10 protein-coding genes are annotated in these 18,120 nt (G+C 44.1%); 3 read left to right on the top strand and 7 right to left on the bottom strand.

Translation table 11 applies throughout. From position 1 onward, the window contains the following. Positions 1–25: 25 nt before the first annotated feature. From ACSAZK_RS05810 to thiI, 3 genes are all read right to left on the bottom strand, one after another. Positions 26–1,066: a DUF354 domain-containing protein gene (locus ACSAZK_RS05810; protein ID WP_440956435.1), complete on the bottom strand. Its 1,041-nt coding sequence runs from the start codon at positions 1,064–1,066 to the stop codon at positions 26–28. Positions 1,067–1,284: 218 nt separating this feature from the next. After that, on the bottom strand, positions 1,285–2,067 hold the full coding sequence (locus ACSAZK_RS05805; RefSeq protein ID WP_440956434.1) for a hypothetical protein: 783 nt from the start codon (positions 2,065–2,067) through the stop codon (positions 1,285–1,287). Positions 2,068–4,123: 2,056 nt separating this feature from the next. Continuing rightward, positions 4,124–5,440, bottom strand: a complete 1,317-nt coding sequence (gene thiI / locus ACSAZK_RS05800; RefSeq protein ID WP_440956433.1) for a tRNA uracil 4-sulfurtransferase ThiI — start codon at positions 5,438–5,440, stop codon at positions 4,124–4,126. Positions 5,441–5,925: 485 nt separating this feature from the next. Between thiI and ACSAZK_RS05795 the strand changes: the two genes are divergently transcribed. Next, positions 5,926–6,105 carry a hypothetical protein gene (locus tag ACSAZK_RS05795; protein WP_048177958.1) on the top strand — a complete coding sequence of 60 codons (180 nt, stop codon included), beginning with the start codon at positions 5,926–5,928 and terminating at the stop codon, positions 6,103–6,105. A 779-nt stretch (positions 6,106–6,884) separates the two neighbouring features. Here ACSAZK_RS05795 and ACSAZK_RS05790 read toward each other — a convergent pair. Beyond that, positions 6,885–10,481 (bottom strand): tetratricopeptide repeat protein, encoded by a 3,597-nt coding sequence (locus ACSAZK_RS05790; protein ID WP_440956432.1) that lies wholly within the window; start codon positions 10,479–10,481, stop codon positions 6,885–6,887. A gap of 796 nt (positions 10,482–11,277) precedes the next feature. Further along, a complete protein-coding gene (locus tag ACSAZK_RS05785; RefSeq protein WP_440956431.1) occupies positions 11,278–14,535 on the bottom strand; it encodes a tetratricopeptide repeat protein in 3,258 nt (1,085 codons plus the stop codon). An 872-nt stretch (positions 14,536–15,407) separates the two neighbouring features. Here ACSAZK_RS05785 and ACSAZK_RS05780 point away from each other — a divergent pair. Together ACSAZK_RS05780 and ACSAZK_RS05775 are read left to right on the top strand one after the other, a co-directional pair. After that, positions 15,408–16,208, top strand: a complete 801-nt coding sequence (locus ACSAZK_RS05780) for an HD domain-containing protein (protein WP_440956430.1) — start codon at positions 15,408–15,410, stop codon at positions 16,206–16,208. Positions 16,209–16,367: 159 nt separating this feature from the next. Next, entirely contained in the window at positions 16,368–16,565 is a 198-nt protein-coding gene (locus ACSAZK_RS05775; RefSeq protein ID WP_440956429.1) for a hypothetical protein, read from the top strand. 106 nt (positions 16,566–16,671) lie between these two features. Here the strand turns inward: ACSAZK_RS05775 and ACSAZK_RS05770 are convergent, their stop codons facing one another. Both ACSAZK_RS05770 and ACSAZK_RS05765 read right to left on the bottom strand, forming a co-directional pair. Then, complete coding sequence (locus ACSAZK_RS05770) at positions 16,672–16,854, bottom strand: hypothetical protein (RefSeq protein WP_440956428.1); 183 nt, start codon at positions 16,852–16,854, stop codon at positions 16,672–16,674. 35 nt (positions 16,855–16,889) lie between these two features. Continuing rightward, entirely contained in the window at positions 16,890–17,639 is a 750-nt protein-coding gene (locus ACSAZK_RS05765) for a Nif3-like dinuclear metal center hexameric protein (protein WP_440956427.1), read from the bottom strand. Between the last annotated feature and the right edge of the window lie 481 nt (positions 17,640–18,120).

Here is an 18,120-nt window from a genome sequence, read left to right as displayed (position 1 = left end):
ACTCATGAAAAAAATACTTCAATTCTTAATTATGTTGTCTTACGAGATCAAACACGAGATCAACCATAAACTTTGTAACATTGATCTTATCTGCCAGCAACTTCTCCCGTTTAGTTTTTCCTTCTTGCCTCAAATTAGGATCTTTCAGTAGGTTGATTGCCTTATCAAATGCCTCTCTTTCCATTGATTCCGGATTAGTGCAATTATATACCAGGTCATATTTCTCCTCTTCCTCATCCATGTACCCCAACCTCAGAGTATTAACATAAATCGCATGTGTGCCCAGGATCGCACATTCAGAAGCTGTCGTTGCCCCTTCCCCTATGTACAATGTGGCATAATACAACAGATCATGCAATTTTTCCGGAGAAATTTTCATTTTATATTTTTCTAACTCAGGATCAAGTTTTGCCTCTGAAGTGATCAATACACGCCCATATTTTTCGAGCTCTTTTACGAATTCCATCTTGTTTTGTATTCCATGCTGACCAATATCATGGCTCGCCCCCCAGGATACAAATCTCAAAATTATGAAAGTGTCATCCTCACTTAGTCCAAGTTCTTTGAGAACTGCCGGGTTTGGGGTGAAATAATCCGGATGCAAGTATGCAAGTTCATGGTAACCATTGTATAGAACATGTTTTTTGCCCAGATTTTTTGTATAACAGTCGGGAGTGCAAATACACGATACAAAGGGAAAAGATGCATAGTTGATAAGTTTTGCATGTTCTGTATCCGTAAAACTAATTGATTTTGCTTTTGTGATTTTTGAGACGTGTGCGCCAAATATATTCCCAATACCAACAATAATATCTATATCGTACTTTTTTTGTGTTTTGTAAGTTTTCAAATCCCCCTTACTTAGAAGCTTTGCATACCCAAATAGGCCATTGGCGCTTTTTCCATAAACTTCATACTTAAGATTATATTTATTCAAAAGGTCTAAGGAAACCTCCTTATCGACCGTGTTTATAATCACTTTATGATTACGTTTTTGCATCTCCCAAATAAAATTCTTAAAAAAATGCACATGCGCAGGATGACCAATATCAACCAGAATTTGCATAAATCAATCCCCATTATTAATTTTCTAAACTTGTACACTAATCACGGTTACTTTTTAAATTTCATATATTTGTCCGGTTATTTTCTATATCGATTCTCTTATCCAGATCTTTTTTGTTCGTTCTTGGATGAGTAGGGACTGTCAAGTTTTTAGTTGTCATCTTTTTAGCTACTGGGAAATCTGGAGATTTTTCATAGAGCAGGTTCGGAAGTGAGTCTTCAAGATATGGAATTTTCAAAAAATTCATTTACATTTTTGTAACTCGAAAAGGCATAACCGGAATCCGATGGGATATGGTACCAGTCTTCAATGTCGAATGTAGCAGATAACGAATTATTTCTTATTCCCCTCATACGCTGGCTCTTACTGTTACGTTTCATCAAAATCTTCTTTCCGATATTGACTGCCAGATCCGCTGAATAATATAAGCCCCATCCGGCAATACTTGAAGACCATCTCTCCGGATGGGTTAAAATATAAAAATTATTGTATTCTCCTTTCCTTATCAACTCTATAAGATCCTCTGTTGTATTTGCAAAGACCTGTTCATTTTTGCCGGGGATATAATCCCTTATATTGTTTCCAAAGCTCCATGTTCTTCCGGTATCGGATAAGTAGTTGAGATCATCTCCTGCGGAGAGGTAGGCTTCTCCGATTATTTCGAAGTCCCTGAAATCATGGGTATTCCAGAGGTCAAGGTTATTGTATTTTGATAGAGGTCTTCCGTGCATGGAGACCGTTCTTACCTCACAAAGCATTCTGAAATCGTCCAGACGGGATCGGAACAGGTCGATGGCTTCTTTGGGATCTCCATCTGTCTCACTTAAGGTCTCGTAGTGATAGCCGATTTCATGACCCATGTCTCTGATCTTGCGTATGATGTTGGGTTTGAACACGCTTTTGATTGATCTGAAATAGTATGTCGCTCTTATGCCGAGTTCTTGTTCAATCTTTGCAGTCGTGAGAGAGTGTCCCGGCATCCTGTCAACATCGTGGCGCATCAATATGAAACGTTCTGGATGCCTGTTATTCAGATATTCATTCATCGTTACTGTGGGGTAGGTGCTGGATATTGCCTCACAGAGTCGGCGGAACCTATGTATCGTGAAATCACGTTCTTTAATGGTCAACATTAGAGATCACCGCAGTTTTTTTGTTGATGTTCAAAGCTATTTAACTCAACCCAGCATATGATGTTTGCAATGTTCATTCTTGGTCATCTCTTTCTCACACTTACTATTTTTCTCTTGAAGGTCTTAAGGTTCCATCTGGCAGACATTATTTTGATTATCGGCTCCTTGTTGTGGGTTCATCGTTGCTTCTGAACCTTCTCGACAGGTCCATTGACAATATTGTTCGCTATCTGGTGACTGCAACCTGCTGTTCACGTGGTTTGAGTTCTTTTAATCATCTTTCTTATAGGTAAATCTAAGATGACCATGTGACTACGTACTGCTTTGAGAGTTGTGCAACTGTCCATATGGTGGTCTCGCATTAAAAGAGGAAAAAGTCTCCCCACAATCCTCGTTAGGCGTCTAAGTTAAATTCATTCCCCTCCTTGACGCCAGGGACTTAACTTCTAGCTCTATTAAATATGAAAAAATTTTATTTTTAGATGGATAAGTCGGACATAACTTCGAATTTGCAGGCAATAAATCCCCCATTTATTTATTCCGCAAATTTCTGTAAAAAATATGTCTGCTCACTTATCTTGTTCTCAAAGTTATATAACTAATTGCAAAATACTATTTGTAAAAATAAATAATTTTGGAAACAATGTTCCTGAAAAATGTTGCCTAAAACTATATATAATAAAAAGCGGGAGCAACTCTTCATTTTGGATAAAACAACGTCAGTGATTTTCTTTTCCAATAATTTGGAGATCAAACATTCAGAGGTTTGTTTGCTTAAATTATGGCTAATGTGTTTGTTTTTACTTTGGCTTGAGTTATTATGTGCTCAAGTTTAAATCCTCAAAATCAATCTCATTAGGCTGATTTTGCTCGTGCTGAACAGTGCATGTGATTCGGTACAAAACCCTGATACTTAAAATTAATCACTAAAAAATAAAGGAACAAGAAGCCTTATATAAATCGTTCCTCGTGTAATTTTTATAAAACTAAAGTTTAATTTATAGTCAACTCAACAATTAACTAAAATTTTTATTTTTTCATTAAATGTTTTTTAATATATAAATCAAATTTGAAATGATCTCGTAAATAATTTCTGTTTTTTAGTTTATTCCAGTCGAATACCCAGTTGCTTGCAGCGGGGTGCGCCAGCGCAACTTTGATTTCGTCAGGTAAAAAAACTCGGGAGGAGATTCCGAAAAAAATTCCCTGTGAAAAATCAGCGTTTTGAGTTTGCATAAGAAAATACGTTAAATAAAATCCACGCCCCGCAGCAGACCCAGAAAATAGGGCCAGCAGTACTTATCAAGAACTCACCTGCGGCGGGATTTTCAGGATTTATTTCAATATACAGGGACCCGGTAGTCATAAGCAGAAAGCTCCCGACGGTAAAAAAAAGGAATACAAACCTTGCTCTGGATGCCTTTGGATCGGGGCGAGAAAATCCATTCATAAGTTAACATTAACATGAGAAAATAAATAATTTTTTAAATTTTCCGACGGTCAACAGCGTGAAGGCTTACATGTAACTAAACATGCTAAAGTACAAAACGAAAAGCTAAAATATACCTGAAAAGGCGGGCGTTAACTGTTCCTAAAAATATGAGGTTGTGGATTGAACCTGTGGATTGAACTTGTGGATTGAACTGGAGGTTGGTTGATAATCTCCAAAAAGATAACGCCCTAATTATTTACACGGGATATATGTTATATAAAGTATTTCAGTTTTATATATTTATCAAAGAATATATCCGATCTCTATATAATTTAAAATTATATTAAGTATATATATATTATTCGTGTTAATACTTTATGCTGTTTATGGCACAGGCTCAGGTCCGTATTTTTCCCGGAATAATTCTTGAAAAAAAGGAAGGAAACCCGCATTTCCGTGTGCCCTGGAGAATACGGGAACTTTCCTAAACTCTCAAAGTTTATATGTTTTTGCTGCGCTGAGAGCTTTTTGAACCATTGCTTCAACATCCAGCTTTTTTTCCTCATGAACAATGAGGTCATATTCTGCCTTAACCTCGGGGTGTTCGGGAACTGCGGTGCAGCCCCCTGCAGGCCTGGTGGAGATCTCATAGGTCCCTATTCTGCGGGCAATATCCACGATTTCACTTTTGTCAAAGGCGATCAGGGGGTGGTAGACAGGAACAGCAAGCTGGTAGATTTCAGCGTACATGTTGGCTGCTGTCTGGGACGCAACCTGTCCCAGAGAAGAACCGGTAATAACGCCGCTTGAACCTTCCTTTTTCATTACTTCATAAGCCTCCCGGTACATCATGCGCTTGCAGAGGAGGCAGGTATTTTTCCGGTCACAGGTATCAATGAAGGCACGAAGGTTAGGGCCATGAGGAAGCTCATAAGTCGTGAACTGGTGTCCCGGCGCCCAGGCCTGAAGCTGGCGGATGCAGTCAAAGGCCCGCTCTCTTGCGGCGTCTTCGGCGTAAGGGGAACCATTGCAGTAGACGGGGATGATCATGACCCCGCGTTTCATCAGAAGCCATGCCGCAACAGGGGAATCGAGACCTCCGGACATGAGCACCACCATGCTTCCCTGGGTCCCAAGGGGAAGGCCACCTACGCCAGGGAATGTTTCCAGGTAAATATAAGCAAGTTTTTGCCGCACCTCTACAAAGATCTCCTTGTTCGGAGATGTCAGGTCCACCCTGGGAGTTTTTCCTTCCATTTCCAGAGCTTCCCATACCGCGTCCCCGCATGTTTTTCCAACATCTGCGGAGGAGAAAGGATGATTCCCACTTCTTCTGGCCCGGATGGCAAAGGACTCCCCTTCCAGGATAAGCCCCGACCCAAGGGCAGCACAGATCCCGGAGGCACTCTCAAGGTCAGGCTCTGCTGTCACTGCAGGGGAAGCCGAGACAACCCCAAAAACGTCTGCTGCTGCTTTTGCTGCACGGTGATCGGTAGTTTCAATGAAGATCCTGCCCCATTCCCGCCTGATCTGAGTAAACTCAATGTCCCTGGAAGCCAGCATCGCTGCTATGTTTTTCACAAGGACTTTCTCATACCAGTTCCGGACCCCCGTGCTTTTCAGAGCAAGCTCTCCATACCGGACAATGATGACGTCAATAGGGACCCCTATGGTTCGGGGATCTGAGATGGAACCGGAATCACCACGGGTTCCTCCGGAAGCAATAACCTTACTTTTGCTCTTGTTTCCAGCTCCTCTGGCAGAACCGGTTTCAAGAAAATTTTCGGTGTCAGTAGAACGGTCTTTCATAGATACTAACGAGTAAGGACGACATGGGGTTTAAAGCTTTCAGGAAAAAAGAATTTTTTCTGGTAGAAGGGGAAACCCAAAAAGAAAACAAAACGAAAGTTGAATGAATTATGGGGTAACAGGAATAATATTGGAAAAATTAACTGATAAATTGTGCTGTCATCTTCATAAATGGACCAGGTGACTCTAAAATGAGTACAACTTAGAGGGCCCTAATACTTATATTTACTGAGGTTTCTCGATTTATTCAAAATGGAGGGATTATAAAAAACGGGAGCATGAGGTGGGTACAATTATTCCGTATTAAAAATATACAAACTGCAATATTATTTTTGGAAAATCTATATAAGTTAGTAAGTGCATAGTAATGTATGGTATTGTGTAACATGCACAATATCATAGACATTGGGTAAGACTGGGAACATTGCCCACTATCGGAACGACGCAAGCAAAGAGAAAACAACCACGCCAGGGGTGGAGTACCAATGGATACTCTGAAAGGGCTTGCAGGGAAATCGATAGTAACAGCTGTTGCATTTTACAGCCTGTTGCTTGTTCTGTTCCCTGTTGGCTGGATCGTTTTGCTCGGGACTGCCGTTAGGAGGCCGAGCACCGATAAAAGATCTGTAGAAGCGAGAATCCTTGGGGCAGACATTGATGTCTGAAACCCGAGATAAGGGCATGGGTGTCAGAAACATAACAAGGAAACCCGCAAGGGAGTCCAGACAACATTCTCGTCGCTCAGCACCGGTGTCGAAACAAACAAGGAAACCCGCAAGGGTTCTCTGGTAAACATTCGCACCACCCTCTTGTAATCTGCAAATTGGTTTCAAGCGGGTGTCAGAAGTAAACAAGGAAATAGCAGCTTCAAGCCATATTCGGCAACTCACGGAATTAGAGGCAGTTTCGGAGGAATACCGAAATCGACGAAGAACCGCAGTTTCCAGGAAACATTCGGGCAACCCACTTTTTTTTATTATTATACTTTTTGTTATATTTTGTTTGTATTAACTTTTATTTTACCCTTATTTGCTTGATTTTTATTTGTTTTGGTTTTACTCCCACTCTTATATTTATTTAAGTAGATCCTACTTTATTTTGATTTATGTACTTATTTGTTTTGGTATTTTTTCGATGATTATACATGCGTGATTGTTTATTTAAATCACATCCACATGTACGGACATACTTATGTAAAACTTTAACTCCATGGTGTCACAAAGGATTTCCCCTACCCCGGACAAGGGTCTCCGGGTCAACCAAACAAAATAAGCCCAGGAACCTGGGAATTTACCTCCCGCATGCACTAAATTACAGATTACACAAAGGGAGTTGCATTCGGAAAAGGCCTGACACCGGAAAAGGCCTGACACCGACAAAACCATTTTTTTCCTTTGCCAATTATTCGCCCTGGTTCCTCGAGACTATACCCTTACTTTTGGGTTTATTCACCGGCTTCGGGGATGTAGTAACCGGTCCGGTTAGATTCATCGGAATCTTTATCCGACTCATTATCCTGTTCTTCGTTAATTACTTCATCCTGTTCTTCGTCAATTACTTCATCCTGTTCTTCGTCAATTACTTCACCAGCTTCTGGGATGTAGAAACTGCCATTTTCATCAGTCCCTTCATCCTGGTCTTCGTCAATCCCTTCACCGGCTTCGGGGATGTAGAAACTGCCATTTTCATCAGTCCCTTCGTCCTGTTCTTCGTCAATCCCTTCACCGGCTTCGGGGATGTAGAAATTATCGTATTCATCCGGTTCGGGGACATAGTCTGCAGGCAGGGGATTCATGGTCATGTTTTCGGCCGCATATTCCGAGAAGTTCTCTGAGCCTCCGTACCATCTGTTTGGCAGGGCAAAGTCAAGGTCTCCTCTGTACGTATCAGGAAGGAAGAGCTTTGTTCCCCTGTCTTCAAGGGCTCCCACAAAGCCAGGGTCAAGGCTATCCAGCTTGCTCTTAGATGCTGAAGCTTCATCATATTTTTTTATGCGGTAAAGGGCAAAGCGCTTGTTGTAAAGAGCTGGAGCTGAGTTCGGGTTGATTGCAAGGGCCCTGTCGTAGGACTCAATGGCTTCTTCGACGTCTCCCTGCACGTTGTAAATGTAACCTTTATTGTACCAGGCCGTGATGCAGTCGGGCTTTAACTGAGCTGCTTTATCGAAGGATCTCAGGGCAGCGGTATGGCTGCTTCTTGCATAGTAAGCGCATCCTTTGTAATACCAGGCAGCAGCATTGTTTGGATCATACTCCAGGGTTTTGTCATAACAATCGATGGCTTCCTGATACCTCTCGAGCTTGTAGAAGGCAAAGCCTTTGCTGTTGTGAGCATCGGCATTTGCCGGGTCAAGTTCGAGAATCCGGTCATAAGAGCCAATCGCAGCCTCGAAGTCTTCGAGTTCTTCCAGAGCCTTAGCCTGCCTATACATTATCTCCCTGTTACCCGGAGAGGTATCAAGGATCTTCCCATAGCACTCAACGGCTTCCTCGTACCTGCCAAGCCCTTCAAGTGCCGACGCCTTCTCAGCCAGGGCTCCGGAATTAGCAGGGTCGAGCTCCAGGATTTTATCGTAATCAACCAGGGCTTCATCAGACCTTTCCAGCCTCACGAGTACTGAAGCCCGGCCTTCCAGAGCCTCAACATTATCCGGCTCGGACTCAAGGAGCGTATCGTAACAGGAAACCGCTTCCTCATACTTTCCAATGCTGGCAAGGACCAGACCTTTCTCCTGGAGGGCCATGGCATTGTGGGGATCAATTTCAAGCACCCGGTCAAAGTAAGTTATTGCCTCCTCGGACCTTCCCAGGCTGTTAACAGTCGATGCCATCCCGTACCAGGCAACGCCGGATTGAGGGTCCAGGTCCACGGCTTTCTTATAACATTCCATGGCTTCCTCGTTCCTGCCAAGCAGGTCAAGGACCGAACCCTCTTCATACCAGGCCTCGGTGCGCTCCGGGTTGATCATAAGAACTAGCTCATAAGAACTCAGGGCATCTTCATACTGCCCCAGTTCCTTGCAGACGGAAGCTTTGCCGTACCAGACAGAGTCGAAACTGAAGAGAGGGTCCAGAAGCTCGACGTTTTTGGGATCAGACTCTGTTCCGTACTCTCTCGAATCCGGTTTTTCAGAGCTCAGGAGATAAGCCCAGAACCCTCCGGCAAGGGCTCCTTCAAGGTTGACATCCCTGCTCTCTTCCTTCAGGGAACGGGAAGCTTCGGGTCCTGAAAGCTCCGCACCCTCTTTAAGCTTGAAACGGGCAGGGGCATATTCCGGGTTGCGCTGGAGAGTCTGGTTGTAACAGTCTTCAGCTTCCTCGTGTTTGCCAAGCTGGTCCAGGGCCAGGCCTTTGTTATACCGGATTTCAGTACTTTCCGGGGCAAAGGCCAGGAGACGGTTATAACACTCGATAGAAGCATCGTATTCCTCAAGCCGGACAAGGGAAGACGCTTTGCCATACCAGGCAAGGTAATAGTTTTCGTCCAGTTCCAGGGCTTTGTCGTAGCTTTTCAGGGCTTGCCTATGTTCTCCAAGCCTTGCGGAATCGAAGCCCTTCCGATACCATACCTTGGCATAGCCGGGATCCAGCTTTAAGGCTTTTTCGTAAGCTACGACTGCCTCTTCGTACCTGCCAAGCCTGTCAAGATCCAGGGCTTTCCTGTACCAGACCACAGCGTGTCCGGGCTCCTTTTCCAGGACCTGCTCGTAACATTCCACGGCACTCTCGTAGTTTCCAAGTTTATCCAGAGCCAGGCCCTTGTCGTACAGGATCTTAACAGGTTCGGACCTGAACTTCGGGGCGTCGGGATAACTTGCAAGCGAAGCATCGTAAGCGTTCATTTTTTCAAGCAGAGCGGTCTCGACTTCTTCCGTCTGGACCCCGGAATCCGGGTCAAGGGCCATTTGAGCCATGGAATAGCAAGCTACAGCTTCATCATACTGCCCCATAGCGTCAAGCAGGGAACCTTTGTTGTGCCAGGCTTCGTAGTTGTGAGGTTCGTAAGTAAGGATTTCGTCATAGCACTGAATCGCTTCGGAAGGCCTGCCAAGCTGTTCGAGGCAGAATCCTTTTCCCTGCAGGGCAGCGATGGAATCAGGCTCAGAGCGAAGGACAGAGTCATAGCACGTTAAAGCTTCCTGATAATAGGTCAAAGCTTCCTGATGCTTCTCCGCGCTGTCAAGTTCCCTGCCCAGTTTTTCAAGCCCCAGACCTTTACGGTACCAGGCGTCATTCGAGTCGGGATTGAGGGAAAGGCTCTGCTCATAGCACCCCACAGCAGCCTCGTAGTTTCCAAGTTTGTCAAAAAGCATTCCCTTCTGGTACCAGAGTTCGGGGTCATCCGGGGTAATCTTCAGGGCCCTGTCGAAACAGTTCATTGCTTTTTCATGTCTGTCGAGTCCGGCGTAAGCCAGTCCCTGCATATACAGGGCTCTGGAAGAGCTGGAACCGTACTCAAGAGACTTTTCATAAGAGAACAGAGCTTGCTCGTCATCTCCTAGCTTTTCAAATGCCAGGCCTTTTCGGAACCAAACTCCGGCAAGAAAGGAGTCTTCAGCGAGACCTTTCTCGTAACAATTTATGGACTCCTGATAATTCATTCCGCCGAAAAGCTCCTTCCCCATCTTATACCAGTTCTGAGAAGAATCAGGGGAGGTTTCAAGGGCTCTATCGTAACAATCAAGCGAATCCTCATACAACCCGGACTCCTCCAGGGCAAGCCCCATGGCATACCACGCTGCCGAAGAATCAGGGTCTAAAGAAAGTGCTTTCTTATAGAAGTCAACGGAAATTTCGTATTCTCCTAGAGAATACAGAGCATTGCCTTTAGCAATCAGGCCTTCAACGGAAGTCGGGTTCTGCGCAAGTACTTCTTGAAGGGAGGGGAAATCCCCGGCCCCAAGGGCTTCTTCTGCAACCAATCCCTGGGTTGAAACAGCTCCTTCAACAGGTAAAGGACCTGCAGAAGAGACGATGAATAAAGTGAAAACCAGGAGAACAAAGAAATTAACAATCGAATTAACTTTTTTAATTGGGCTCATTAAATACCCCTATTTTTTCTAATGAGTTCCTTGTGAAAATCTTCCAGCATATACCGGAACACATTCCCTTAATGTGATTCAGCATTGGGATCGCAACTCATTTGGGATCTGGATCATAATGCAATCAGTATCTACATCATAATGCATTCGGGAACGGCATCATAATGCAGTATCCTGAATAGTTTTCTACAGGATGTAAGTATCAGATTAATCAAGTTCATCAAATGTAATGTACTGAACCATGTAAATTGAGATATCAAGAGATAAATCGTGACTACATAAATTCTTATTGCTCGATCCTCAAATAGATAATACAGTTTATGTGCAAAAGGGCATTTTTCTCCTGGCCCTTTAGTAAGGAAAACGTATAATTCAAACCGAATACACAAAAAAATCAAACAAACCAAAAAGTCCGAAACAGAAAGAAGTTGGATGTAGTAAAAAATCGGACACACAAAAAGTCTGAAACAGAAAAAGATGCAGAAATGGAATAATCAGGGCCAAAAAATAAGCCGGAAGGAAAAAAGAAGCAGAAAGTCTATCAAAAGTCGGCGAGAAAGTTCTCCTCTCAAAAGCTTTAAGAGAGGAGGCCTGAATAGCCAATCAACCGGTGTTTCTGAGCTCTTTTGATGCCGCACCAGTGTATTGGTTCAGTGTATTGGTTCAGTGTATTGGTTCAGTGTATTGGTTCAGTTGTATTGGTTCAGTGTATTGGTTCAGTTGTATTGGTTCAGTGTATTGGTTCAGTGTATTGGTTCAGTGTATTGGTTCAGTGTATTGGTTCAGTCAGAAATCTTCAAGTGGGGAATGAGTCTGGAGACTGGGAACCTGCAGACTCATTTCCATTCACACTTTCCGAGACGTTTCCCGAATCTTCATACCACCTGGTGGGCAGGGTGTAGTCCAGAGTCTCACTGTAGGTGTCGGGGAAGAAGTACTTCGTTCCCCTGTCCTGCAGGGCTCCCACAAAGCCCGGGTCAAGGGCATCGAGCTTGGTCTTGCAATCCGAAGCTTCGGTGTATCTCTTTATGCGATAGAGGGCAAAACGCTTGTTATAAAGGGCTGAAGGCGAGTTGGGGTCGATTGTAAGAGCCCTGTCATAGTTAATGATGGCTTCTTCAACGTCTCCCAGCACGTTGTAGATGTACCCCTTGTTGTACCAGGCCGTGATGCAGTTAGGCTTTAACTGGACCGTTTTATCGAAACTTGCTAGGGCTGCGGTATGGCTGCTTGCCGAATACTGGGCAAGCCCTTTGAAATACCAGGCTGCGGCGTTATTGGGAGCGTACTCCAGGGCTTTATTATAGCAGGCGATAGCTTCCTGGTACCTTTCCATCCTATGAAGGGCAAAACCTTTTCTGTTGTACGCCTCGATGCTCACTGAGTTCAGCTCAAGGACTCTGTCATAACAGCCAATTGCTGCCTCGAAGTTTCCGAGCATTTCCAGGGCTGTAGCTTTCCTGAATAGCACGTCCGTACTGCCTGGCTGGAGTTCAAGGATCCGGTCATAACTTGCAACCGCCTCTTCGTACCTTCCAATTTCTTCAAGAACCGAAGCTTTCCCAATTTCTGCCTGAATATTTACAGGCTCAAGCTTCAGGATGCGGTCATAATCGGATACTGCTTCCTCATGTCTGCCGAGCTTTACCAGAACCGAAGCCCTGCCGCTAATGCCCTCAAGGTTATCAGGCTCAAGCTCCAGGAGTTTGTTGTAGCAAGGGACGGCTTCCTCGTACCTCTCGAGTCCGACAAGGATCGAAGCTTTCTCGGCCAGGGCTCTGGAATTAGCAGGTTCGAGCACGAGCACCCTGTCGTAGTACGTTAGTGCCTCATCGTACCTCCCAAGCTTGTTTACAGCCGAAGCCATGCCGTACCAGGCTTTCCCGGCCTGCGGGTCCAGAGTGGCGGCTTTTTCATAGGCTTCAAAAGCATTCTCATACCTTCCTAGCTTTCCTAGGACCAGGGCTTGCTCGTACCAGGCATCAACATGTTCGGGGTTGATCATCAAAGCCATGTCATAACAGGCAAGTGCATCCTCGTACATTTCCAGTTTCCTGCCGGCTGAAGCTTTCCCGTACCAGGATGCATCATAGCCGAACCCCGAATCCAGGAACTCAACACTTCCTGGGTCAAAGTCCTGGGAATACTCTTCTGAATTCAGGTTCTGGTAACCCAGGAGATAGGACCAGAATCCGCTTGCAAGCAGCCCGTCAAGGGTGCTGGCACCCGTGGTATTCCCTGCAGGAGCTTCGAAGGTTCCGGTATTCGAGAGCAACTCAAGGTTCTCATTCAGCTTGAAACGGGCAGGGGCATATGCGGGGTTGATCCTGAGAGCTTCATTATAGCATTCTACGGCTTCCCCGTACCTGCCAAGCTGGTCAAAGGCAAGACCCTTGTTATACCAGATCTCAACACTGTCCGGGACAAAAGCAAGAACTCTGTCATAACATTCGAGTGACTCTTCGTGTTCCCCCAGTTGAGTCAGGGCAGAGGCTTTGCTGTACCAGGCAAGGGTATAATTTTCATCCTGAGCAAGAGCCTTATCATAGGATTTCACGGCATCCTTATGCTTCCCGAGCCTTGAGTAATCGAACCCTTTCTCGTACCAGGCCTTAGGACATTCAGGGTCCAGTTTCAGGGCTTTGCTGTAACATTCCACAGCCTCTCCATACCTGTCAAGACGGTCAAGGTTCCGGGCTTTCCGGTACCAGACCACAGGCTGGGCGGGCTCCTCTTCAAGGGCCTGGGTGTAGCAATCTATCGCAGCTTCGTAATTTTCAAGTTTATCGAAAGCCAGACCCTTATCGTACAGGATCCTGACAGCTTCCGAATCGAAGTCCGGGGCAGCCGGGTAACATGCCAGGGAAGAGTCATAAGCTCTCAGTTTCTGAATAAGCACGTCTCCGGCTTCTTCAACCTCAACTCCCGTATTCGGGTTGAGGGCCATTTCATAACATTTTATTGCGGCGTCGTACTGTCCCATTGCATAAAGTGCGGCACCCTTGCCATACCAGGCATCGGAGTTTTCAGGGTCGTATGTAAGGATTTTATCGTAGCACTGGATAGCTTCGGAGTATCTTTCAAGCTTTTCCAGATCCGCACCTTTTCTCTGAAGAGCATCGAGATTATCGGGGTCCGAAACAAGGACAGAGTCGTAACAGGTTAAAGCTTCCTGGTAACGTGCTCTTGCCTCCTGGTTATACTTTGAAGATTCCTGGGGCTCTCCCTGGTTTTCAAAGTCCTTACTCAGGTTTTCAAGTTCCATACCCATCCTGTCAAAATTCATTCCCCTGTTGTACCAGGCTTCAACCGAGACAGGATCGAGAGAAAGAGCCACATCATAACATTCCACAGCAGCCTCATAATTCTCGAGACTGTCAAAAACTACCCCCTTCTGATACCAGAGTTCGGAATTGTCAGGGGTAATATTCAGGGCTTCATTAAAACATCCTGTTGCCTTGTCATACCTTTCAAAACCTGCATAGGCCATCCCCTGCATGTAAAGAGCCCTGGAACAGTTTTCATTGTACTCAATCGAGTTATCATAAGAAACAAAGGCATGCTGGTCCAGACCCAGTTTCTCAAATGCGAGGCCTTCACGATAAAGGATTCTGGCACGGTAAGAGTCAAAAGCCAGAGCGTTCTCATAACAATCGGCGGCCTCAGCATAGCTTTTAATCCTGTAAAACTCGTCACCCCTTTCATACCAGCTTTCAAAGGAGTCAGGAGAGGTTTCAAAAGCCCTGTTATAACTTTCGATTGCGTTTTCATACATGCCGAGTTCGTCAAGGGCACAGGCTTTGCCATACAAGGCAACCGAGGAATCAGGGTCGAGTTCAAGAGCTTTATCATAGCACTCTATCGAAAGCTCATATTCCCCAAAAGAATAAAGTGCATTACCTTTGTCAAGTAAACCTTCCACAGAAGAAGGGTTCTGGGCAATTATCTCCTCGAGAGGAGAAGTATTTTCAGGTCCTCCGGCACTTGCAACCAGTCCTTTAAATGTAATAGCTTCAGCAGTAGGGAAGAAAGCTCCCGCTGAAATGAAGAGCAAACAAGCACTCAAGATAACTAATGAATTAATAACCGACCGCACTTTTTTAACTGAGCTCATTAAATACCCCGGCTTTTTCCAGATGAATTCCCTTTGTATAAGTTATACTTCACATAGGATTCAGCACTTATACAATCCGGCACGTATACAATCCAGCATATGCATTCTTTACCTGTGATATAACCTAACATCCTTAATACTTTAATTATACATTGACATCCTTAATACCTGTAATCTAAACTAATATCCTTAATACCTGTAATCTAAACTAATATCCTTTAATACCTGTAATCCAAACTAATATCCTTAATATACAAGATAGCTACAACACATAAAGATCACATCTTGAACCATGAAAATGGTTGATATATATATAGATCAGGCAAATAAAATAAATCTCTATCGACCCAAATATACATAGCACGTACATTCCAGCTAATTCAAGTTTTCTTTACTTAATAATTCTAGTACCTTTATCTGGTATCCAGATATTTATATTTATTAATTCAGGTAATCTTCATCCAGTATTCAACTATTCTTTACTTATTATTCAAGTTTTTTTCCTTTATTGCAGTTGCACCAATATCAAAGTACGCAAATTTTAAAAAGTGTTTAAATAGCAAAAAAGCTCGAGTAAAAAAGAAACTTGAGCAGAAAGAAACTTGAGAGCAGAAGAAGATCTTAAGGGCAGATCCCCTTATCAAGTAAAATTCACTGTCATCATCTTCCGATCTTGAATGTTTCTATCCAGTGAGCCTTAATCCGGGGGAAAAATATGTCCTCTCGGAAACAAAGCCCCGGAATTATCCGGTAGATGAATTTTCGGGGAGACCCGCACAAAATATATACAATGAAATTTCCTATCCAAAAGCATGCAAAAAGAAGACCTGGCTTTTTTCCGAAAATGGTTCTCAGACTATATAACAGATTTCTATTCCTCTGATCCTTTTGTCCGGGAAAACATAGAACTCAAAGCCGAACATACAAAAAAAGTCTGCGAAAATATCCTTTTGCTCGCAAAAGCTGAAAAACTCGGGGAAAATGAATCCCTTCTTGCCGAAACTGTAGCTCTTTTCCACGATCTGGGACGTTTTGAACAGTTCCTGAAATACAAAACCTTCAAAGATTCCGAGTCCGAAAACCATGCTGTCCTGGGAGTGAAAATCCTGAAAAAAGCCGGGATACTTTCCCACCTGGTCCCGGAGGAGAGCGACATTATTCTAAAAGCCGTGGAATACCACAACCTCATGGAGATCCCTGAAGCCACCTCAAACTTTCCGGAACTGCTTTTTTACTCAAGGCTGATCAGGGATGCCGACAAACTTGACATCCTCCGGATAATATGCGAAGACTACGAAGATGATAAATGTCCGAATCCGGCTCTTGAACTTTATTTGCCCGATACCCCGGAATACTCGAAAGCCGTAATAGAAGACATAATGAACAACAGGATGGCAAAAATAAAGGATGTCAGAAACCGGAACGACGTTAAACTCCTTCGCCTGAGCTGGGTCTTTGACATCAATTTCTCCGAGACCTTTTCCCTCCTCAAAGAAACACGCTACCTGGAAATAATCATGTCTTCTCTTCCAAAAACCGAAGAAATCCGAAAGGTCATAAGGCACCTTGAAGCCTATCTCGAAAAACAGCTTTTGAAGAAGCAGTCTTGTTAATAGCTGCCTATGGTTTTATCTGCATATCGAGTGTAATCTGTTAGTTGTGAGCTGTTTATAATATAAGCTAAAGAAAGTGTTAATATAACATCCTGTACATATACTCCATAAAGCCTTCTAAAGCATAAAGCCTTTCAAAAGCACACGGGGGTGGCTAAGGTGAGCACAAGAGGGTTTGCAGGAAAGTCGATTATATTTGCGATTTCAGCATATTGCCTCTTATTGGCTCTGTTTCCTTTCGGATGGGTTATTTTAATTTCAGGCGCAATGCTGCAATCAGAAACAGTAAAAAAGATGTTCGGAATTGACATTCCAGCTACAAAGACAATAGAAAACCGAAGAATGGAAAAAGACTGAGAAGCAGGCAGTCATTCCACAAGAAAAAACCGGCAATTCGAGTACCAGGGAGATAAGAGTTGAAAGAGTGGATACTTTACACTTTTAGAAGTCCACTCGTCGCATCTTACTCCTTATATCGCCTGCAAGCTTCATTTCCAAGGCTTCGCCTGTAATCGGAACGTACCTGCTTTTCACACTGTTCACGAAGCAGAGCTTCCAGGGCTTCATCATCTGGCATTTCTTCCTGTTTTTCGTTTTCCCTTTTCATTTCCCTTTCCTTTTCCATGATATCTTTTCCCACATACATGATCCTGCACCTCTAAATTAGGGATAAAACGTAATTCAGCCCCACGTTATTGCTTTGAGCCCCGAAGGCTGCTCGATGAATTCCACCTCAAGGCCGAGCAGTTCCCTGAGCCTGGGGCAGAGGGCTTCCATTCCGGGGTTTTCCGTGGCGTAGTGGGTGGCATCAATCAGGCAGAGGTCTCCGTTCGACCTGAGGACATCGTGCTTCAGTTCGGAGGATACAAAGGCTTCAGCACCTCTTTCCCGGGCAATCTGGATGTATTCGTTCCGAAAGCCACTGCCCCCGAAAACCATTACGCGCTTTATCCCCTCTTTTTCCCCGGCGTACATTACAGGGGTCTTGAGGCACTCCGAAACACGGGCAGCCAGTTCCGCAGAGGAGCAGGGATCGACTTTCCCGATCCGTCCAATTTCCACGTCCTCGATATCCCGGAGCCCTAAACGCGCCGCAAGCACATCATTTACTCCTCCTTTAGCCCGGTCGTAATTGGTATGCATGCTGTAGAGGGATATGCCGTTCTCAAGGGCAAGCCTGAGAGAGGTTGCAAGAGGCTTTGGAATTATATTTACCGGCCTGAAGATCAGGGTATGGTGGGTAATCAGCAGGTCCGCCCTGATTTCAGCAGCTTTTTCAAGGACGTAAGCGTTCGCGTCCAGGGCAACTGCAATTTTTTGAACGTCGTTTTCCAGGTCCAGGATTAGCCCTATCCTACCTTCATCAAAGTCCTCCGCAAGTTCAGGAGGTGCGATTTCTTCAAGAATTTCTACTATTTTTGCAAGTTCCATGGAAAAGCCCCTCTTAAGAATGTAAATTCTTACTATTTCAGGATCGTCACGTACTAAGTTTCCCCGGATATTTAAATATCCCTTTCCTGATCAATATTCTGCACACTTAAATTCTGCATACTTGCATTCTCCACACTTACACCCTTTGCACTGATATTTATGTAATTATATCCAGGCGCTTACACCCAGGCGCTTACACCCAGGCACTTACACCCCGTTCAATGATATTCATTCAATCCCATCTCGTTAACTTAAACTCCGGACATTTTTTAAACTCCGGTTTTCGGGGAGTTTGACCCCTATTTATACTTTTCTTTAATTTCGCACAGCAGGGCTCGGGAGGTAAAAGGGAAAGGTTCATAAACCTTCACCAAACAACAAATTCAAAAAATTTATTATAAATATCCACAAAACTTAAAATATGTTAAAAAAAGATATTTACAAAGACATCTGTCAAATTACAGGCATAAAGGCAAAAATA

This window comes from Methanosarcina sediminis (genome assembly GCF_052056915.1).
Taxonomy (GTDB): Archaea; Halobacteriota; Methanosarcinia; order Methanosarcinales; family Methanosarcinaceae; genus MTP4.
This window is presented reverse-complemented; position numbering and strand designations above follow the sequence as displayed.